Here is a 21,899-nt window from a genome sequence, read left to right on the forward strand (position 1 = left end):
GGATTTGTTTTTGTTACTGTTGTTAATATAAAAGAAGAAGTATGACATCAGACTGTCATACTTCTTCATAAAGTTTGAGTGTGTTTTGAAGCTGCTCTTTTAAAATACCTCGCAATGCAGGGGGTTCGAGGACTTCGGCCCCGCTGCCGAAACTCAGCAGAATGGACCAAAGCCAACGAGCTTCCAATGGCTTATACACAGGAATTCGCATCGTCATGCTTTTATCAGAATGAAATTCCTTGTCGACTTGATGAAACTGATCCAAAGCTTCTGCCAAAGCCTCAGGGCCCACCCGGATTACTATTTCCTCCACCTGATCTACCCTGTTTGAACAGCCAGCCTCTTTGGGTACTTCATGTTGTGATTGAAAGGTATCCTGCGTCAGGAACAAATTCAGCATCCGGGAAAGACGAAACTCCCGATAATCCTGCCGTGCCCGGCAATAACCATAGATGTACCAGTTGCTATATTTAAAATGAAGCTTTACTGGTTCCATTTCACGGGTTGTACGTTCATTTTTTACACTGATGTAATCAAAACGGACAACATTTCGTTCCGCTATAGCCGCACGTAAAAGAGGAAGTGCGTCAGGATCCGTACGCCGGGTTTCAAGATCCACCGCGAGACTAGAAGTTTGTGGCTCCGTTCCTATCGTTTGCAGCCGTTCAATGGTTCCTTGCGTATGCTCATCTTCAAACACGGAAGAGAGACTGTTAAGTACAGTAATCAGAGAAGTGACATCATACGAACGGAGCAGGCTTTTATCCATTTTATATCCGTCCATAATGCCATATCCACCTTTAGTACCCTGATACGATACGACCGGGATGCCAGCGGCACAAATCACATCGATATCCCTATAGATTGTTCGCTGGGAAACCTGAAACTCTTCAGCCAGCTTGGAGGCAGATAAAACTTCGTGGTTCAATAGCTTGTAGATCATAGAAATCAATCGTTCCAATTTCATGTGTGCATTCCCACCCATTAGTCCATTTCGTGTTACAGCGTGATTATATCATAGATTTTTTCGGGCTAATTTTGGGAGGGAGGAGTTTTGTTGTTGGTGATGAAGAAATATCCTATGACAGAGTCTGACAGAGCCGATTAATTTATTTACAGATTAAATCCGCAGGCTCTGATAAATCATTAACAGAAATAATAGCATCGTTTTTTTTCACAGGTGGGGTCCAATATTGCTCATTCCCAGGCAGGTCATCGAACCATTCGGCGTCCTTTGGACAATCTAGAATCATGAATTTTCCGTATTCCTGATCTCTGGATTGATGGTATTTGAGATAGGCTTTCCCGTTATCAATGGCGAGAATTTCTATTTTTCCTGAGGTGTGGCTCATGGATAAGCGTACTCTTTTGCCAAGTCCTGAGGTTCTAGCTTTGGCTTCTTCTACAATTTGATAGACTTGCTCGAGCGGTAATACGAAATCCCGGTTTCCGGCAACGGGCCGGTTCACAAAGAAGTAGTAGGGTGTAACGCCAGCCCATGAAAGTCGGTCCAGTAGTTCCCCTAAAATAATGGGATCATCGTTGATGCCTTTGAGGATGGGAGTCTGATTTACGACAATTGCCCCTGCGTTGTGGAGAGCTTTAAATGCTTTTTTGGCTTCAGGTGTGATTTCACGAGGATGATTGATGTGCGCCATAACATAGATTCGTTTGTCTTCGGTAGAGTAAGTACGAATCAGCTCCAGCAGCTCTTCGTCTTCAGAGATCCGCATCGGATTAAATACGGGAATTTTGGAACCTAGTCTAATGATCTTAACATGCTCAATGCTTCTTAGATTTTCAATAATGGATCTTAGCTTCGGTGTGGAGAGAATTAAACTGTCCCCGCCCGTAAGAAGTACGTTGTTAATCTCCGGATTCTTTGCGATATACTCCAAGCCCGGAGAGACATCAGCCATCGCCTCTTTCACGTCATTTCGGAACAGACGCTTACGGAAACAGTAGCGGCAATAAGCCCCGCAGACCTCGGATACAATCAGTAGTGCAGTGGTTCTATACTTGTGCTGACAACCAGGTACCACATAATTCGTGTCCTCATCGGAGGCGTCCCAGCGCCCATACTCCAGCAGTTCACCTTCGTTAGGAATAACCAGCTTACGGATGGGATCATCTGGATCATCCCAGTTAATCAAAGACAGATAGTAGTCATTTACACGAAAAACAAATTTGTCTGTAATTTCTTTCAGATTCTCTTTTTCCAGCTCAGACAACATAGCTATTTTGTTAATATCCGTGAAGTACTTTACCTTTTGCACGTACATCTCTCCTTTGTCTCGTAGTGTGAGAAATGAGGGAGCCTTAGTGTCAAAGGCCAATCTACTGCCAGCAGGGTCCAAAAAAAGCACAAAAAGAGACCCTTAGCAAGGGTCTCTGGTTATGTAAATAACATGAAAAGCAGACCCATCCACTGCTGACGAGGTTAGCTGACGGACTCGGGTAAGATGGTACCCTACATTCTAATGCTCAATGATTCGCCCCAATTAACTGGTTCCCCCGCTTTTCAACTGTAAAAGTTGGAAATTAAGCGTAGATAAAGTATACCCTATCAAGTTTTGAAAAGTCAAAAGAGAATCCTAGATTCACCTTCAATTGCTAGCGCTACTTCCGCCGAGTAGTTTAGGCAACAGCGTTAGCAGTTTCTCCCGGGTTAACGCATCACTAGAGTTCCATTTGCTTCCGTCGAGCAGATAAACATGTCCCTGACGTACTGCCGGAAGAGTGTTCCAAAGTGAACTGTCTAGTAATCGTTCCATCGCAGCTCGCGAGTCTTTGCGTTCCGGAATGAACATGAAGATATGATCTCCGGCGTAGGCAGGCAGTCGTGTTGGATCAACTTCGGCGAACCCTAACTCTTCGTCCAATATGGCTTGGATCTCTTCGGTCGGTTGTAAACCACATGGGGCATAAAGCGCAGTGGAGAATCCGGACATTCCCATAGCATATAGATGATCTCCATGATCATAGACCAAAGCAGAGGCGGTTTCTCCAACTTGGAGAGTTGTCGAGTAAAGCTGCTGCCACATGGCAGCGTTTTTGATTGTGAATGACTCCAGCCATGCTTCGGCTTCGCGCTGTTTACCTAGCCAACTGCCTAATGTCCGCATTCGGTTGTCGAGAGGCGCAAATGAATCAAAGGTGAGTGTCGGAGCGATACCAGAAACTGCTCTGTAGGCTCTTTCATCACTATTTGCCAAAATGATCAAATCTGGGTTTAGGGAAGCGGTCAACTGCGGGTCCAGTGGAAACCCGACGTTGGCGAGCTTCTTAAGCCGATGTTTATAGACGCTGTTCCGGGCGAATGCTTCATCTCCACCGATAGGCTTTACACCTAACGCGAGAAGGTCGCCAAGTGTCTCGCCATGATAGACAATACGTTTCGCTCGTTCAGGAATTTCCACCTCATGACCCGTCCAATCCTTGACGGTAAGCTTACGACCTTGCTGATGTGCATATTGTCCGGGTGTAACTCCGGTTTTTTGCCGAAAGCGGCGGCTGAAATAGTATTCATCCGAGAAGCCGACCAGTCTGGCGATTTCCCGCAGTGGTTCAGTCGATTCCTGCAGGAATCGTTTGGAATGATTAATACGCAGATCCGTCAGGTATTCAAGCGGCTTTTTACCCGTAAGCTGCTGAAAGATCGGTGTATATTGCCAGATTGATATTCCCGCCAGTTCAGCTAACTGCTTCACGGTGATACTCTCTGTATAATGCTCCTGAATGAATGTTATGGTCTTTTCTACGGATTCCGTAGGACTTGGCAGGTGTTTGGAAGGGTAATTATGCTCAAAAAGTAACAGCAGCAATTCTTGGAATTTTAATTGTTGCTTGAATTGTTGTACATCATCGGTGTTATTCCTGTTCATGAGCAGGTCTTCGACTAGCCGGATTACCTTGGTGAACGGGTGCACAATTAACTCCCGCCTGCCGGAAAGCAGCTCTCCAGAATATCGTTTAGGAAGCTTGGTTGTATAAATTGCTGTAAAGGTGATGAGGTAATAATACAACGTCAGCTCCTGGTTGTTCGTACTATAGGAGATTCCAGGAGATAGTAGATAACATTTATCCGTACTTAGTATCACGCTTTGATCATCGAGGTTCAATTGTCCGTTCCCTCCAGTAAATATGAGAAGGGTATAGTCCCGGGTTGTACGCGTTATAGAGCTTGAATCGGCAGCTTGAATCATCAGTTCGGCCTCGTTTAGCTGAAATAGCAGAGAGTGGAGTGGGGGGCAGGACGATGATATATGCAGCATGGGTTCAGCCTCCGTTCATTTGGTGAGAATGATTATCAATGAATTCATTGTATATAAAAAAAAGAAGCATATCAACAGCTGTTGACATGCTTCTTGCAGTTTTTTATCAGCCTTGTGTTAAACTCTTCATCACAGAAGGTTATTTCATATTCAATAGCTGTGGAATTTCGCCAAGCAGCCATTCTCTTGTTGTCGCATCACTTGAAGTCTTCATGATGTCTTGTGTATAGACATATCCGTTCTTGACGGCAGGAAGGCTCTTCCAGATAGGGCTCTTTAATAGATTCTCTGTGGATTGTTTTGCTTCTTCTGCCACTGGAGTCAAGATGAATATCCGGTCTCCGGCATATTCTTTCAGGACTTCCATGGATACTTCCTGGAACCCTTTACCTTCATCAAGTATCTTCTGAATAGCTGGAGTTGCCTTGAAGCCATTCTCCCCATAGAGTACCTGTGAAAGTCCGGTTGCTGCCATTATAAATAGTCTGTCTCCTGGATAATAAGTGAAGACCGCAGCCGTTTCGCCCTCTTTCATGCCTGCGGATTTCAATTGCTTCCACATGTTCTCTTCAGCGGTTTTATACTGGGCAAGCCATGCTTCTGCTTCAGTCGTTTTACCAACAATTCCACCAATGTCCAGCATACGTTCCTGGAGTGGGGCAAAGGTATTAAATATTATCGTTGGTGCAATTTTGGAGAGCTGCTCGAAATCAGCTTCATCTGTGCCCGCATAGATGATCAAGTCAGGCTGAAGCTCCAATGTTTTTTCCAGATTGATAGGGAAGCCTACATCCTCCACACCTTGCAATTGTTCTTCAAAAATCTGGCCTTCCCCCATAGAAAGAGGATAACCTACCGCCTGCACACCAAGTGCGAGCAAATCGCCATAAGTTTCTCCAGAATAGATAATTCGCTGCGGATTCACTGGAATCTCTACAGTATGTCCTATGTAATCTGTATAGGAGCGGGTAGTCGCTGCAGCTTCATCTGTACTGCTATCTGAGGGTTCTGCTGAAGGTGCCGCGGTTGCAGCGGAAGAGTTCCCGGTTGCGTTTGCCGTACTATTGGCAGAGGATTGTTCCTTTGAGTTTCCGCACGCCAGTAGCAATGTACTCAGCAAAAATAGTACACATACCACAGCGAAGGACTGTCGTGCCTTGTTCATATCTTATTGCCTCCCTATTATATGTAACGACCACCAATAATGATAATCATTATCGATTAAAAACTATCATAAATTAAAGCCTCTTTTTACTCAATGGACAAAAAATAACCCCGTAATTTGATTTGTACAATCAAGTAAAAAGGATGTGGTTGAAATTATTTTAAATTATTTTTAGCTGCTTGGAAAAATACTCTAAATAACGGCAATGGAGAGAAAGAGAGGAAGCTTGTCTTCATAACAAACTTGGCAGAAGGAATCCCTTGAAGCACATAGGATTGTGGTGTTTTTTTGAATCTGATTATTGTTATGTATTAAGATGTTCAGGTGATGCAAAAATTCAGGGTTGTCCGCATTGATTGTAATCGTTATCATTACGTGGCATGTTATCTACCGTGCTTGACGTCAGTAGAAGGGCTTTGTTATGGTTTTTATAGTCAAACGCAAGCCGAAATAGCTTTTTGTAGAATATGCAGAAGGTTTTGCGTAAGATATTCTAACCAAACATAATACGAGGGAGATGGTTGATTGTGATCAAAGGAATTATTTTTGATTTTGACGGAACGATTATCGACACGGAGACTGCTTGGTACACCGCATTTAACGAGGCTTATGCAGAATATGGAGTGGACCTGACGCTTGAACAATATTCCACCTGCATCGGCACGAGCTTGAACAGTTTTAATCCTTATGAATATTTGATGACTGATCTTAAGCTCGCGATTGACAAAGAAGAGTTCAGTAAGGCTGTTAAACAGAGACACAGCAAACTGATGGAGCTTGAAACAATACGACCAGGTATTCAGCATTATCTTGATTCCGCCAAAGCAGCTGGACTGCGCATAGGGCTGGCCTCAAGTTCTTCCCTGGAATGGGTGGAAAAATATCTGAATCAATTGGGTATTCGCGAGTATTTCGAATGCGTTCGGACTGCCGACCATGTGGCAAAAGTGAAACCAGATCCGGAGCTATATAACCAAACGTTAGCTTGTCTTGGAATCACAGCTGATGAGGCGGTTGCTATCGAGGATTCACCGAATGGATCTAAGGCAGCGGCAGCAGCTGGCATCCGTTGCATTGTGACGCCTAACGAAATTACTAATTTTCTTGAATTCGATAAGCAGCACCATAAAATTGATAATCTAAGTCTTCTTGAATTTGATCATGTAGTTACTCAACGTTGCTTCGTATAGAGAAACCGAGAAACTGAGTTCAAATTAAAGGGGGATACCAAATTGAGAGCCGTACACTTTGGAGCGGGCAATATTGGCAGAGGATTTATTGGGCCTATGTTGTCGGACTCCGGTTACAACGTTTGTTTCGTCGGAAGAAATAAGAGTAAAATTGCCCAATTGCAAAAACGTGGCCAATATCCTGTCACCCTAGCTAACAAGAACCGGGACAGCTTTATCGTTGATAATGTTACAGCGATCAATCTGAATGATACTGAGGACGTTACTAGAGCTATAGCAGAAGCTGAAATTGTGACAACTGCAGTCGGAATATCCGCTTTACAAGATATTGCTGAGACCATTGCGCAGGGCATCGAACGAAGGCTTGAAAACAACAGAAATCTCACCCCTCTTCATATCATCGCCTGTGAGAATGGGATTGGAAGCAGTCAGAAGTTGAAAAAATCTGTTTATCGATATATGAAGCAATCCTTCAAGGAGCTTGCTGACCGCAATGTCGCTTTTCCCAATGCGATGGTTGACCGGATTGTACCTATGCAGAAAAATACAGATTCACTTGAAATCCTCGTTGAACCCTTCAGTGAGTGGGTTATTCCCCGCAGTGGAATGATTGGTAACTACAATGAAATTAAAGGCGTCCATTATGTAGATTCGCTGGCGCCATACCTCGAACGGAAGCTATTTACTGTGAATACAGGTCATTGCAGTGCAGCCTATTTTGGATACCTGGAAGGTTATACTAGCATTCAAGAAGCGATGTCTGATCCCGAAATCAGAGCTCGTGTTCACGGGGTGCTTAAGGAAACAGGGACCTTATTGGTGCATTTATATGGCTTCAAGCCCATAGAACATGACCGGTATATAGAAAAGATGATGGAACGATTCACTAACCCCAACTTTAACGATAAAATTACACGTGTCGCCCGCTCCCCGCTTCGCAAGCTTTCACCTAATGATCGACTCGTAAAACCGGCAATGCTTGCTCATGAACTTGGTTTTGAGACCTCACATTTAGTCTCAGCTATTGTTTCTGCACTTTATTTTGATTATGAAAAAGATCCAGAAGCCTTACAGCTTCAAGCGGACATCCGAAACCACGGGCTAAGTGAAGTCATTGCTACACAACTAAAAATCCCTACGGAGCATCCGCTTCATGGTCGCATTATTTTGGAGTCCAACAAATTACGCGCGAGATATCCTCATAGGACTAGAATGAAGACAGTAAACGTCAGGGGACCCTACTTTTAATATAAATTGATGGTTATAAAACTATAAAAGAGTGTTCTCTGCTGGATGGGCAAGAACACTCTTTTTATAGGTTATGAAGTTCTGTAAGTGTCCCTAATCCAATTCAATCCGCAGAACAACCGGAGTCTCACTGCGAACCGAGGTTGTTTTTATAATCAGGGCTTCATCGGTTCTTTCCCATGCAGGTTGTTCCTCAAAACCTAAGATTTTGATCTGTTTAATCATCCCATGGAAGTGAGCAGAGTTTTCTTTAAGGGATTTGATTTGCACTATACCGTTGTTTGGATAGACAAGAACAGTAGCGTAAAGATAACTGCCTTTTACCGTAAAGCGGATATCTTCATTGGTGAAAATCTTCGTGATCCCATCTGTAAACTGACCTTCAACGATCTCTGTAGGGCCTTCCCCGAAGGTGCGCCAGTAGGTCGTATCATAGATTGCTTCACCATTCACCTTTAGCCATTCTCCGATGCCAAGCAGAATTTCCTGATCCTGAGCTGGAATGCTGCCGTCCGCTTTAGGGCCTATATTCAGCAGCAAGTTGCCGTTTTTGCTTACGATATCTACTAAATCTCTGATAATTTCTACGGCAGATTTATAATCATTTTCCGGTGTAAAACACCATGAATTTTTAGCTACTGCTGTATCCGTTTGCCAGAAATAAGGTTTAAGCTCGGAGAAATGACCTCTCTCAATATCTGGGATCGCTGAGCCAAACATGAAGGCATCATGCTTATAATTGATTGCAACCGGAGTTCCCCATTCCTCTCCCTTGTTGTAATAGTAAGCAGCGAACTTTTTGAGATAGGGTTTGAAGGCGGCTGTGTGAATCCACCAGTCAAAGTAAAAGATTTTCGGCTGATAATTGTCTACCAGCTCGCAGCAGCGAATCAACCAATCCTCCAGAAATTCTTGATTGGGTGGGGAGCCGAATAAATCCTGATGATCGGGTTCGGGCATGGATGGCCAATAGAGATCTCCACATACAAGCGGTTCATGGATATCGGAATCAAATTCCTTGCCATGAGACAGGAAGAACCAGTGCTCAGCTCTATGGGAAGATACACAAAACTCTAATCCCTGCTGCTCAAAAGCGTCTTTCATTTCCCCGACTAAATCCCGCTTGGGACCCATCTCATATGTGTTATAGTGGGAGTAAGCGCTCTTATACATTTGAAAGCCGTCATGGTGCTCTGCAACAGGCATCACGTATTTGGCTCCAGATAATTTAAAGAGATTGGCCCATTCCTCAGCATTGAAATGCTCAGCCTTGAACAAGGGGATGAAATCCTTATAGCCAAAGGTTTTATGCTCGCCATAGGTAGCAAGATGATGTTCATATTCCCGTGAACCCTGGATATACATATTTCGGGGATACCACTCATTGGCGAAAGCCGGAATAGAATAAAGACCCCAATGAATGAAAATACCAAACTTAGCGTTCTCATACCACGTAGGCACTTGAAATTGACTTAGTGAATCCCAATCGGCTTTGAATCTTCCAGTTACGATCGTATCTTCGATTACTTTTAAATATTTGCTTTTATCCACCATTTTGCAATCATCCTTTCAAACGTTTATTTCTTCTTCATTGTAGTGAATGGATGTGGGAATCAAAATGTAGGACATTAACTTTTAGATGTACAAAACTAACCTGATAAGGCGGAGTAAGGGATGGATAACCATGTTTTGCTTACTAATTATTTATCCAATTTAAAGGTTGATTTATTTATGGCTGATTACAATCTTTGTGGCCGTGACTGGAGAGATCTCGACTATACACCTGACTATAGCAAGTTTTATTTTATTTGCGATGGGGAGGGTTGGTTAAAGATCGGGGATCGAGAATATTATCCGAAGCCTGGTCAGCTTTTTTTGATGCCTGAGGGAGTTAAGCAATCTTATTCTTGCATAAGTGATCAACCCTTTGAGAAGTATTGGTGCCATTTCAGCGCAAAAGTCGGAGACATTAATCTATTCAAAATGTTAGAGTTAAGTCATGTATGCAGAGAAGTAGATCCTCATGTAATCCAAGAGATTTTCAGCAGCCTAACGAGTCATATGAAATCTGATGCGGTGTATGCTCATTTATTAGCCAAAAGTAAGTTAATGGAGTTATTTTCTTATTTTATTATGAACATAGATGTAGACGAAATCACTTTTAAGAATCTAAGCTCGATCGAAAAATTAACGAAAATATTAACGTACATAGACGCCCATATCGAGCGTAATATCACCATACAGGAGCTTGCCGAGATTGCGTACATGCATCCCAACTATTTTATCCGGCTATTTAAACAGCAAATCGGAGTTCCACCTATTCAGTATATCACCAGAAAAAAGATAACTAAGGCCAAGGAGCTATTGAGGGGGACGCAAAGTTCTGTCGGTGAGATTGCCCATGATCTTGGTTTTAGCGATCTCTATTATTTCTCCAAACAGTTCAAAAAAAATGTGGGTTTAAGCCCTTCGGAATTCAGACAAGGAACAGTAGCAGTGAAATAAATAAAAGAAGACCGTCCTGTGTGGTAGAAACCAACCAGAGACGGCCTTTTTTATAAGTGGAAGAGATTAGAGCAGTGAGACAGTGAAACGGAAGATGTACGGGCGATTAGCCGGCAGAGTGAACTCTTCGTGGGTTGGTGCGCCCCAGCTGTCGTCCCCGCCAACACCCATTTGCTTGTAGTTAACTCTTAGTACGCTTTTGTTCGAGACTGGCAATTTATAGACGTGATCATGGGCTTCCAATTCCTCAGGTTTCCAAGGCAGGGCATTAATCTCTATAGGCGTTGCACTTTCAAAATAGAGCCCTGATCCATCCTTGCTCTCTGTAATTGAAGCAAATCTGACATCTGTCTTGTTGCCGCACTCCTGAGGTTTGAGATAAGGCGTGAATTGTTCACTGACCTTGCCTGTATAACGTCCGAGTGGTGCCCCTGTTTGTCTATCCCAATAATTCTCATGAGGCCCGCGGCCGTACCATGATAGGGTATCAAGACTTCCATCTAGAACGAACATCATTCCGAACTCAGGGATTTCTGGCAGAACGCTGCTGCCCGGACTCAGTTCTTGCGTGATCTCTAAAGTCCCGTCAGCGCGAATCACATACTGAACCCGAAGCGTGGAATCCGGACTTGTAGCCAGAAGGTAGCTGGCAGAGACGAGACAGAGAGAGCCTTCGGTTCTAAATGTAAAGCTGATTAAGTGTTGTTTGTGCGATGCCTGCTTCCATACTGCACACCGCTGTGGCAATTTATTACCGCAATCATTATCTGTGACTGCTCTCCAGAAGTTAGGTCTTACAGGTTCTAGCAGACGTTCTTTGCCTGAGGAACGATAAGAGTTCAGAGCACCCGTAGTGGTACTAAAGCTCAGTTCGAAATTATCACCTTGTACGTTCAAAACATTCTCAAGCTCGCTGACACGCAGTGTTTCTGTGGTCCTCTTTGAGGTATTGGTTACGAAACGAGGTGACAGAATGAACTGTTCCCAAGCGATTTCGTGATTGGCTTCTACCCATATAGTTGCTGAAGGCTGAATAAAGGAAAGATTCAGAACTGCCTCATGATTGCCACGCAGTGAATCCAGCTCGTAAGGAACTTTGCATGAAGTGCTCTCACCTGGTGCACATGAGATCTTCAGTAAGCCTTCTTGCGCAGTTACTCCGTCTAAACGAACTTCCCATTTGAGATCGTATTCCTTTAAGTTGGTAAATAAGAAGGAATTGCGAATCTGGAAGAGTCCTTCTAGAATATTTTCAGCCGTTACTTTAATATTCTGATAACATTTTTTGACCTCAAAGAGCTTAGGAGTAACCGTACGATCAGCAAAAAGCAATCCGTTGCCACTAAAATTGCCGTCATGAGGCGATTCACCAAAGTCCCCGCCATAAGCGAGATATTCAATTCCCTCGGAGGTGTGGGTCCGAATGGCTTGATCTACCCAATCCCAAATGAATGCACCTTGAACAATGTCATATTTGTCGAACAAGTCACAGTATAAGTGCAGCCCACCGCATGAATTGCCCATGGCATGACTGTATTCGCAGAGGATATAAGGCTTCTTCGGATTATTAAGCGCATATTTTTCAACATCCTGCGGTTTAATGTACATAGTAGATTCTATGTCACTTGCTGCTTCCGATTCTCTACAGTGAAAGATCCCCTCATAATGAACTGGCCGCGAAGGATCGGTTTCTCTCAGGTAGTCGTGCATAGCGATAAAATTGTCGCCTCCGAAAGATTCATTGCCGAGAGACCAAATGATGACAGAAGGGTGGTTTTTGTCCCTTTGCATCATGGAGTTGCAGCGGTCAATGACATTGGCCCGCCATTCCGGTTTGCTTCCAGGAACATTCCCGTCATTCAATCCTTCTTGGCTGTATGCCCAAGTGCCGTGCGTTTCCAGATTGGTTTCGTCAATTACATATAATCCGTATTCATCACATAACTCGTACCAGACAGACTGATTCGGGTAATGGGAGGTTCGAACGGCATTAATATTATGTGTTTTCATTAATTGGATGTCGCGCAGCATATCTTCTTTGGCTAAAGCACGACCTGTGTCACAAGAGAACTCGTGGCGATTGACGCCCTTAAGCACGATTCTTTTGCCGTTGATCTTCATAAGTCCGTCTCTAATCTCAAACTTGCGGAATCCAACCTTACAGCTGACCGTTTCTTGTGTATGCCCGTTGTCGTCATTTATAGACAGGACTAAGGTATAAAGATAAGGGGTTTCAGCACTCCATTTAAATGGCTGCTCAACCGGGGCAGAAAGCTTGAGTTGCTGGACGCCTTCTTGCTCAAAGGAACCAGTAGTGGAGATAGGAGTCTCCCAAACAGGCTGGCCCTCTTTATTGTAAAGCTGCATTTGCAGTGTATATGGGCTTTGCTCGTTAAAGTAATTTTCCACCTTGATATCTACATTTAAATCCGCATGTACGAAGTTTTCATCCAGGTCGGTGTGGACGAAGTAATCAGCAATATGAACGGAAGGCGCCGAATAAAGATAGACTTCCCGAAAAATACCGCTAAGGCGCCAGAAATCCTGATCCTCTAGCCAGCTGGCATCACACCAACGATAAACCTCGACAGCTAGTTTGTTGTCCCCTGCAACTAAATATGGGGTGATATCGAACTCTGATGGAGTAAATGTATCTTCACAGTACCCGACAAGTGCACCGTTTACCCAGACATAGAAAGCGGATTCAACACCCTGAAAGCTTAGGTACACCGGTTGACCGTTCCAAGACTCAGGTACAGTAAAGGTTCGCAGATAAGAGCCTACTGGATTATATTTTGTTGGGGCAAAGGGGGCTTTAAGCTCTGGCTCGGATTCCGCCCAAGGATATCGGAGATTTGTATATTGTGGATAGTCGTAACCTTGGAACTGCCAGTGGGACGGTACAGGAATTGTATCCCAATTACTGCAATCGAAATCGGCTTTATAGAAATCCACAATTCGTTGATCCGGTGTTTCGGAAAAAGCGAATTTCCAAAGCCCATTGAGGGTTTGGTAGAAAGGTGAGGTTTCTTTATCGTTAGTTAGCGCTTGGGATAAACTACGGTAAGGGATCATGGAGGCATGTGCATCCAATCGATTCAATTCAAAAGTCTCTGGGTTGTTATTCCATTCCGGATAACCGTTAGCAGGTGGCTGGTAGACAAACTTTGCTCGCATGAGTTGATCTCCTTTATAATCATTGTAATGTTATTATATTCATATTATAAGTTGAAGTAATGTTAGGATAAATAAAAGAATTTTAGTCCCAGATAACAAAATATGAAACGAGGACTTTTTTATGGAGAGCAAAATTATTTTTTGCCAAACAGAAGATGTAAGCATGCTGCCGCTTTATGCTACAACCCTTGGATTTTGGGAGCATCAGCCAGAAACTATACGTCCTGCAGGCTTTCCAGACTATCAAATACATCAGATTCACGAAGGTAAGGGTGAGCTTATCATTCATGAGAGCCGATATCTCGTGGGGCCAGGTGATGTGTTCTTTTTGTTCCCGGATATTCCTCATTCGTATGCCCCTATCAGTGGGAAGGAGTGGAAGGTATCATGGGTCTCGTTCAATGGCAGAGAGGTTGGTCAAATGCTGCTCTATGCGGGCATCCGCGAGTCTGGTCCTGCTAGATTAAAAGAAGATCAATGGCTCAATCCTCTAAAGCAAATCCTTATGCTGCCAGATAGCAATGAGCTGGAAACCAATTTAGCACGATCAAAACATCTTTACGCATTGCTTCTGGATTTAAAAAGAAAGCTAGTATCGCCTCTGAATGAGGCACATGAATTGGAGCGAATCAAACCGGTGCTGCGTTATATAGAGAGCAATCTGCATAGGACGCTTCCTTTAAAGGAGCTGGCGGAGATTATTTCTGTATCGCCACAGTATTTATGCAGGCTTTTTCAAAAAACAATTCATGATCGACCTGTAACCTATATCAATAAGCAACGTATCAATTTGAGTAAACAGCTTATGTTTAATGGACGCGATAAAAAAATGTATGAAATTGCCCAGCTAGTGGGCTTTGATAATGCTAGTTACTTTTGTTTGGTGTTTAAAAGATTGACAGGGATGAGTCCTGAGCAATTTAAGCAGCTGCATGGTTTGGATTAGATAAACGCTTACTTGTTACCGTCTAGCACAACATGATATAGTTTACTTGAGTTCCTGCGATGTTTTTTTTACTGCTTAGCCCATACTTTTACTGCCACAAGAATTCAATACATAGAACCAAATTAACGATCTGAAATGACGAAAAGCATCAGGAAGGAGACATCATTTTGAATGAGAAGCTAAAGCAAGCCTATGAGCGTTTGAACTTGCCTGAAGACGTTACCCGGGAGGAATTGAACAAAAGGTTAGATATTCATTTGAAACGCCGTCGATCGAATTCGACTGAAGATGAGGTCGCAGCTTATGAAGAGGAATTCCGCGCTTACAAAACCATCCTAGATGGCTTGGATCAGAAGGAGATTCAGGAAGCGGAGGACAAGCGCCTGGAGAAGTGGGGAGCCATGTCCGGCGTAGCACGTAAATCGGAGAATTTCTTTCGGCTCTACAAAACGCACACTATTATTTCTATTATCGTGCTGCTGGTAGTTATCTTTGGGGGGAAAGCGCTCTATGATCAGTGGCAGGAAAGAAAATATGAAGCTACGCTCCCACCGGTAGATGTTCGAATCATGTTCCTAGGCAACTATGAATCTCAGGACTCGTCAGGTAAGAATGAAGAGCTAAAACAAGAGATTATCAAACGTTACCCGACCTGGAAGAGAGTGGAGGCAGAAATCGTTTATCTACCCTCAACAGGTGGGACGGACGGTGGAGTCTTGGATATGAGCTATATGCAGCGGGCTATGGCGATGCTGGCAGCCGACCATCCGGATATCCTGATTATGGATGATGCTACTTTTGAATGGATTGGCCAGCAGTCGGGACTGCAAAATCTGGAGTCGTTTATTAAATCCGCAGGACTTCCTCTGGACGATAACCGTTTGAAACGTATGACTAACCCGGAGAGTGGTCAAGAGCTGATTACTGGCATAGATATCACAGATACGGATTTTGCTACAGAACTCCCTATCCATTCTAACCAGATGATCATCGGAACGTTAGGGCAAGATGACAGTAAGACTAAATCAACTGATTTTGTTGAGTTTTTACTTAAACAGATCACTAATCAATAAATTAATAGGGCCGATGTTGTATGGATGTTCATACGACATCGGCTTTTTTATGATCTGTAGAGCTTGCGGTACGCGATGGGTGTCTGGCCGACTATTTTTTTGAATACAGCGTTAAAGGAGTCGATGTCACGGTAACCAACTAGCTCGGCAATCGTATTAATTTTATGTCCAGAAGTACGCAGCAATTCACAGCTTTTATGCATTCGCAGATTCTTCAAGTAGGTCCCAAAGGACTGGCCAGTATGCTTGTGGAACATACGCTGAAGATGCCTGCTGCTCCACTGTGAAATACGGGCTAATTCGGCAAGTGTAATCTTCTCTGACAGATTATGCTCTAGGTATTGAATGACTTGCGTGAAGTCTGCCATATCCATCGTAGATTTGTCATCTTCTCCGTATTTTTGCCTGTACACTGCTATGATTAATTGACTCAGCAGGGTGTAAAGCATTGTTTTGGAGCCCATACCGGATACCGACATTTCATGATATAAATTCAGCATTAAGCGCTCGATAGAGCCATCTCGATCTGAGACGGAAAAGTAAGATGAGCTGCTACTCCCAAGAGTGGCTAGGTGCTCCCGGATAGATGGCTCTTGAAGGACGATATTTAATTGCTCCACCATTTGCATATCAAAAAGGCAATTATAGACGATCAGGCGATTCCCTAAAGTATCAGAAGATGCTGGACGGAACACATGGGGAGCACCTACAGGAATCACGAACAGCATTCCTTTTCTAACGGGAAAGATCTCATTTTCAAGGTGATGAAAACCTCTTCCTTCAGCTACATAGCAATACTCAATAAATTCATGTGCATGAAAAGGGGCATGGAAGTTCTCTGAATAGCGGTTAACCAGCAGATGCAGATCGTTTTGAAAAAAGACTTCACTTTTGAACAATTCGGTGGTTCGTTGCATATTGAATTCCCCTTTCCAGATTTATGGCATGATTGCAGGGATATGATGTCCTTTTTACCGGGTGATGAAAGCGGTAACGCAGCTATAATTATAGGGCAAAGACTAATTTGTAGCTATAGAGGGAGGTTTTTATCTATATGTTCGCAATCACTAAGCTTCGTTGTGAGTACAAAGAAAATCCGCTAGGAATTGATGTGATCAGACCCAGAATCAGTTGGCAGTTAGTTTCAGATGACAGGGACTGCATGCAGTCTGCTTATCAAATTCAAGTGGCTGAGAATATGCTTTTTCAAGGCAAGCTATGGGATACAGAGGAAGTAAAGTCTTCTCAATCGATCCATGTTGAGCTTGAAGGTCTGCTGCTGGAAGCTCGCACGCGTTATTATTATCGGGTTCGGGCATGGAATCAGAATGCAACAGACTCGGGTTGGTCTGAGGTTGCATTTTTTGAAACCGGAATATTAGATGCAGGGAATTGGCAGGCGGAGTGGATCAGCGCTCCTACAGCCTCTTTTTCACAAGATTCTGAGATTTGCCCACAGCTTCGTACATTCGTGGATGTAAAAGGTCCAGTGGAAAGTGCAAGGATTTATGTTACTGCTTTGGGCTTGTATGAACTGCAGCTGAACGGAAGTCGGGTGGGAGATCATTATTTTACTCCAGGCTGGACCAGTTACAGTAAACGGCTGCAATATCAAACTTATGATGTCACAAAGCTTCTGCATGAAGGTGCGAATGCGTTAGGCGCACTGTTAGGCAATGGCTGGTACAGAGGGTATTTGGGCTGGGATAATCAAAAGGAGATTTATGGATCAAAGACTTCACTTCTGCTGGAGCTTCATATCCGGTACGCAGACGGTTCAAATGAGCTTATTAGCTCAGATCAGAATTGGCAGGCTGCAAAAAGCGCAATTATGATGTCTGAAATTTATAATGGTGAAACCTATGATGCTCGGCTGGAGCTGGATATCACCGATCCTTCATCAGAAGGTTGGCATCCAGTGGAGATTATTAACTATTCCAAAGCGATTATCGTTGCCCAGGAAAATGTGCCAGTGACACAAGTTGAAACCTTGAAGCCGATTGCACTGCTGACTACCCCGCAGGGAGATAGAGTGCTGGACATGGGCCAGAACATGGTAGGGTGGTTAAAATTTAATGTGAAAGGTCAATCTGGTCAGGCGGTAGAACTTCAGCATGCTGAAATATTAGACCGGGACGGAAATTTCTACACGGAGAATATGCGTAAAGCGAAACAGTGCATCCGCTATACTCTGAAAGGTGGAGAGCAAGAGACGTATGAACCACACTTCACTTTCCAAGGTTTTCGGTATGTGAAGCTTAGTGGGTTCTCAGCAGATCTTCAACTAGAGGATTTCACAGGAATTGTGATGCACTCCAATATGGAACGTACGGGTGATTTTCAGTGCTCAGATCCACTTGTGAATCAACTGCATCACAATATCCTGTGGGGGCAAAAAGGGAATTTCCTCGATGTGCCCACTGATTGTCCACAGCGTGATGAACGGCTCGGCTGGACGGGGGATGCTCAGATGTTTGTCCGCACAGCCTCTTATTTGATGAATACGGCACCATTCTTTACGAAATGGCTGCGAGATTTGAAGGCAGACCAAACCCCTGAGGGCGGCATTCCGTTTTTTATTCCAGAGCTGAGAGCAGCTCCTCCTGGCGACGGAGATACTAACCATTCTTCTGCGGCCTGGGGAGATGCAGCTACGATCTGTCCATGGACAATCTATGAAATGTATGGCGACAAAAGGCTGCTTGCAGAGCAATACGAGAGCATGAAGCAATGGATTTCTTATATTTATGCACAGGGAAGCAATCCTTATCTATGGAATACTGGGTTTCATTTCGGCGATTGGCTAGCGCTTGATTCCAAGCCAGACAGCTATGTAGGGGCTACAGATCGGGATTATGTCGCCACCGCTTTTTATGCCTATTCTGTTTCTCTGACTTTGAAAGCGGCAATAGCCTTAGAAAAATCGGAGGACGTGGACTATTATAGTGAGCTGCACGCCAAAATTATAAAAGCATTCAGTGATGAGTTCATAACACCTGCGGGCAGGTTATCCGTCTCTACACAGACTGCACAGATATTAGCCTTACGTTTCGATCTTGTAGAAGGGGTCGCCAAAGAACGTGCAATTCAGAAGCTCACTGAGCTGCTTGCTGAAGCTAAGGATCATCTGACTACTGGATTCGTGGGCACACCTTATCTGAATCCTGTGCTCAGCGAGATTGGAAATAACGAACTCGCGTATAAGCTTCTTTTTCAAAAGGATTATCCATCCTGGCTGTATCAGGTGACGAAAGGTGCGACGACGATTTGGGAGCATTGGGATGGGATCAAGGAGGACGGCAGCTTCTGGAGTGCAGATATGAATTCTTTCAATCATTACGCCTATGGCGCAATAGGTGAATGGTTGTATCGTTACGTTGCAGGAATTGGAACAGATGAGTTGGAGCCTGGCTTCAAAATCGTTCATATCAAGCCACAGCCAGGCCCCGGTCTGGATTATGCAGAAGCTAGTCTTGAAACCATGTACGGAAAAGTGGAGTCAGCGTGGCGGCGATCAGAGGATAATGGAATGGTGATCCACGTTACGATTCCTGCCAATACCAACGGTATTGTCGTTCTGCCTGGAGCCAATCAACTAGGGTTATTAGAAAATGGAGTCCCTGTGAAGCAGTCCAGAGGCGTGCACAGCATCAGCTTGGTCGATAACGGAGTGAGACTCGAAATAGGTTCGGGCAGCTATCAATTTACGTATTCTTTATAACCTATACTAGGGGGCTTCCTAGTGTGAACTGACATCGAGGGGTATTCGGTGTCAGTTTTTCGTTTTCGAATTGACGAATGTAGAGAGGAGTTATTATAATGATTTATATTGATATGAACTAAGTAATATAAATATAAATCAAATTGGAATTCACAAGGAGGAAGACAAAAGAATGAAGACAGAAGGAAAATTGACGATACATACGCAGCAGCGGGGGGCGGAGTTAGGCGATCTATTCGGTATTTTCTTCGAGGATTTGAATCATGCGGCCGATGGTGGGCTTTACGCTGAGCTAGTTCAGAACCGATCTTTTGAATTCGACCCGATTGACCGGGCAGATTATCATGCGCTGATGGCTTGGGAGCCTGTAGAACGTGGAGATGGAAAGGTGAATATCTCTGTAGAAGACAGCAAGCCCTTAAATGATCGTAACCAACATTATGTTGCCATCGATATTGTGGCTGAAGGTGACGGCGTTGGCCTGATGAATCTAGGCTTTAACAGTGGTATTCCGGTAAAAGAAGGCGAGAATTATAACTTCTCGGTGTATGCCCGCCGGGAGACAAGCTTTGATGTGCCGCTTACCGTAAACATCGAAAGCACAGACGGCACCATTCTTGGTGAAGTGGAAATAGCCGTTAGCAGCTCGGAATGGAACCGATATGAAGCCGTTATCACAGCTAATAGCACTGACACAAGCAGTCGTCTTGTAATCGTTACCAAAGGTAGCGGGAAGGTATATCTGGATATGGTTTCCCTGTTTCCTGAGAAGACCTTTAAGAATAGACCCGGAGGCATGCGTGAAGATATTTCGCTGCTGCTCGCTGATTTAAAACCTAAATTTATGCGGTTCCCAGGAGGATGTCTGGTGCATGACGGTTCCTTGGATCCAGATGACAGAGACTCCATGTACAGATGGAAGAATACGATTGGGGATGTTGCACAAAGACCGGCAAGACGCAATAACTGGTCATATAATCAGACGCTTGGGTTAGGTTATTATGAATATTTTCAGTTCTGTGAGGATATTGGAGCTAAGCCGATCCCCGTTCTTCCGGGCGGCTATGACCCGCATCATAAACGGATGGTCCCGCTGGATGAATTAACGCCTTGGATTGAGGATGCTTTGGATTTAATTGAATTCGCCAAGGGGGATTCTTCCACGAAGTGGGGAGGCATTCGTGCAGAACTGGGTCACCCCGAGCCTTTTGGGCTGGAGTATGTCGGCATTGGGAACGAAGAGGTAGGTACACCCTTTTTCGAGAGATATCCTTACTTTCATCAAGCCATCAAAGCAAAATATCCGGAAATCAAGGTCATTAATTCTAGTGGCCCGTTCTCTGCCGGTCAGGAATATGAACGGGGCTGGACGTCGGCAAAAGAGAATAAGTCTGACCTCGTAGACGAGCATTATTACTGTACACCTGAATGGTTCCTGGCTAATCATCATCGTTATGATGACTTCAAAGCGGATGAGCCAAAGGTATTCCTCGGTGAATATGCTTCATGGGGCAATACCTATTACAATGCATTGGTGGAAGCAGCATTTATGACAGGTCTGCAAAATAATGCCCATGCCGTTGGCTTAGCTTGTTATGCTCCAATGCTCTGTAATGTGGATTATATCAACTGGAAGCCGGACCTGATCTGGTTCAATAATCATGAAGTGTACGGCACGGCAAACTATTATGTGCAAAAGCTATTCATGAACCATCAGGGAGATCATTTGCTGAAGATGGAAGCAGATGGCTTCACGGCACCGAAGGAAAGCAGAAAGGAAGCGATCACTGGAGCCGTCAGTTTCGGTGTGGATGCCTCTGCTGCTCGTTTCTCCGAGATCACATTAGTCAACAATCTTACGGGAGAAGTGAAGACGTACTCTGACTTATCAGAGGAAGTCTCAAATCTGCCTGACCCTGCTCAGAATAGAACGGCTAAACGGACACAAGAGCTTGGTGAGACAGAGTGGGAAAACTATACTTTACATTTTAAGGCTACACGAACCGCAGGAAATAAAGGGTTTATCTTCTATTTTGGTAAAGCGGATGATCAGAATCATTTGTACTGGGAGCTGGGTGGCTGGCAGAATCAGGATTCGATTGTGGCCTCAATTATCAACGGAAGAAATTCTGTTCTGACGCATGCTATGTTTACGGTTGAAACAGATGTAGAATACGATCTTAAGTTAGAAGTAGTGGGCAGACATATCCGTACTTTTATTAACGGAGAACTGGTGAATGAGACAGAAGATAAACTTCCGGTCATTGAACCGCTGTATTACACGGCAAGTGTGGAAGATTTAACGGGGGATATTATCCTCAAGACAGTAAATGTACAAGAGAACAGTGTTTCTGCAAAGGTTGTACTGGAATCTTTGGTAAAAGAAGCACTGACCATCGAAGTCTATGAAATGTCGGGATACCAGCTTGAGGACGAAAATAACTTTGAGAATAAGCAGCGGGTCTCTCCGAAACAAACCAGCTTTAAGACAGAAGGAAGCAGCTTTACTTATGAATTTCCGAAGCAATCCGTGACAATTTTCAGAATAAAATAACGAAGACGCCCCCATGAATCTAAGGCTTATTAAAGATTCATGGGGG

General features: G+C 44.0%; 14 protein-coding genes and 1 riboswitch. Of the genes, 7 read left to right on the forward strand and 7 right to left on the reverse strand.

Features of this window, described 5'->3' with window-relative positions:
- Positions 1-55 precede the first annotated feature (55 nt).
- The 4 genes from MKX34_RS11160 to MKX34_RS11175 all read right to left on the reverse strand — a co-directional run bounded on the left by MKX34_RS11160 (position 56) and on the right by MKX34_RS11175 (position 5,439).
- The gene (locus tag MKX34_RS11160; protein ID WP_076100790.1) at positions 56-967 is read right to left on the reverse strand and encodes a YafY family protein; all 912 of its coding nucleotides are present in this window, start codon (positions 965-967) and stop codon (positions 56-58) included.
- Positions 968-1,109: 142 nt separating this feature from the next.
- On the reverse strand, positions 1,110-2,276 hold the full coding sequence (locus MKX34_RS11165) for a KamA family radical SAM protein (protein ID WP_036689715.1): 1,167 nt from the start codon (positions 2,274-2,276) through the stop codon (positions 1,110-1,112).
- Positions 2,277-2,416: 140 nt separating this feature from the next.
- Positions 2,417-2,558, reverse strand: a riboswitch (cyclic di-AMP (ydaO/yuaA leader).
- A gap of 48 nt (positions 2,559-2,606) precedes the next feature.
- Complete coding sequence (locus tag MKX34_RS11170) at positions 2,607-4,205, reverse strand: AraC family transcriptional regulator (protein ID WP_305953650.1); 1,599 nt, start codon at positions 4,203-4,205, stop codon at positions 2,607-2,609.
- A 208-nt stretch (positions 4,206-4,413) separates the two neighbouring features.
- Positions 4,414-5,439, reverse strand: coding sequence for an ABC transporter substrate-binding protein (locus tag MKX34_RS11175; RefSeq protein WP_076105371.1), 1,026 nt, complete (start codon positions 5,437-5,439; stop codon positions 4,414-4,416).
- A 527-nt stretch (positions 5,440-5,966) separates the two neighbouring features.
- Between MKX34_RS11175 and MKX34_RS11180 the strand changes: the two genes are divergently transcribed.
- On the forward strand, positions 5,967-6,629 hold the full coding sequence (locus MKX34_RS11180) for an HAD family hydrolase (RefSeq protein WP_036689719.1): 663 nt from the start codon (positions 5,967-5,969) through the stop codon (positions 6,627-6,629).
- A 42-nt stretch (positions 6,630-6,671) separates the two neighbouring features.
- Positions 6,672-7,877 carry a mannitol-1-phosphate 5-dehydrogenase gene (locus MKX34_RS11185; RefSeq protein WP_076105372.1) on the forward strand — a complete coding sequence of 402 codons (1,206 nt, stop codon included), beginning with the start codon at positions 6,672-6,674 and terminating at the stop codon, positions 7,875-7,877.
- A gap of 93 nt (positions 7,878-7,970) precedes the next feature.
- Here the strand turns inward: MKX34_RS11185 and MKX34_RS11190 are convergent, their stop codons facing one another.
- Entirely contained in the window at positions 7,971-9,431 is a 1,461-nt protein-coding gene (locus MKX34_RS11190; RefSeq protein ID WP_076105373.1) for an alpha-L-fucosidase, read from the reverse strand.
- A 120-nt stretch (positions 9,432-9,551) separates the two neighbouring features.
- Between MKX34_RS11190 and MKX34_RS11195 the strand changes: the two genes are divergently transcribed.
- Positions 9,552-10,382 carry an AraC family transcriptional regulator gene (locus MKX34_RS11195; protein ID WP_038569983.1) on the forward strand — a complete coding sequence of 277 codons (831 nt, stop codon included), beginning with the start codon at positions 9,552-9,554 and terminating at the stop codon, positions 10,380-10,382.
- A 66-nt stretch (positions 10,383-10,448) separates the two neighbouring features.
- Here MKX34_RS11195 and MKX34_RS11200 read toward each other — a convergent pair whose 3' ends face one another.
- Positions 10,449-13,559 carry a glycoside hydrolase family 2 TIM barrel-domain containing protein gene (locus tag MKX34_RS11200; protein ID WP_076100779.1) on the reverse strand — a complete coding sequence of 1,037 codons (3,111 nt, stop codon included), beginning with the start codon at positions 13,557-13,559 and terminating at the stop codon, positions 10,449-10,451.
- Between the two features lie 121 nt (positions 13,560-13,680).
- Here MKX34_RS11200 and MKX34_RS11205 point away from each other — a divergent pair, with 121 nt between their 5' ends.
- Together MKX34_RS11205 and MKX34_RS11210 are read left to right on the forward strand one after the other, a co-directional pair.
- Positions 13,681-14,505, forward strand: coding sequence for an AraC family transcriptional regulator (locus MKX34_RS11205; protein WP_036689725.1), 825 nt, complete (start codon positions 13,681-13,683; stop codon positions 14,503-14,505).
- Between the two features lie 167 nt (positions 14,506-14,672).
- Entirely contained in the window at positions 14,673-15,578 is a 906-nt protein-coding gene (locus MKX34_RS11210; protein ID WP_036689727.1) for a hypothetical protein, read from the forward strand.
- 47 nt (positions 15,579-15,625) lie between these two features.
- Here the strand turns inward: MKX34_RS11210 and MKX34_RS11215 are convergent, their stop codons facing one another.
- A complete protein-coding gene (locus tag MKX34_RS11215; RefSeq protein ID WP_076100777.1) occupies positions 15,626-16,495 on the reverse strand; it encodes an AraC family transcriptional regulator in 870 nt (289 codons plus the stop codon).
- A 137-nt stretch (positions 16,496-16,632) separates the two neighbouring features.
- Here MKX34_RS11215 and MKX34_RS11220 point away from each other — a divergent pair, with 137 nt between their 5' ends.
- Both MKX34_RS11220 and MKX34_RS11225 read left to right on the forward strand, forming a co-directional pair.
- Positions 16,633-19,299 (forward strand): family 78 glycoside hydrolase catalytic domain, encoded by a 2,667-nt coding sequence (locus tag MKX34_RS11220; protein WP_076296307.1) that lies wholly within the window; start codon positions 16,633-16,635, stop codon positions 19,297-19,299.
- A 172-nt stretch (positions 19,300-19,471) separates the two neighbouring features.
- The gene (locus MKX34_RS11225; protein ID WP_076296308.1) at positions 19,472-21,853 is read left to right on the forward strand and encodes an alpha-L-arabinofuranosidase C-terminal domain-containing protein; all 2,382 of its coding nucleotides are present in this window, start codon (positions 19,472-19,474) and stop codon (positions 21,851-21,853) included.
- Positions 21,854-21,899 lie beyond the last annotated feature (46 nt).

The organism is Paenibacillus sp. FSL R5-0636 (assembly GCF_037974255.1).
GTDB lineage: Bacteria > Bacillota > Bacilli > Paenibacillales > Paenibacillaceae > Paenibacillus_AQ > Paenibacillus_AQ odorifer.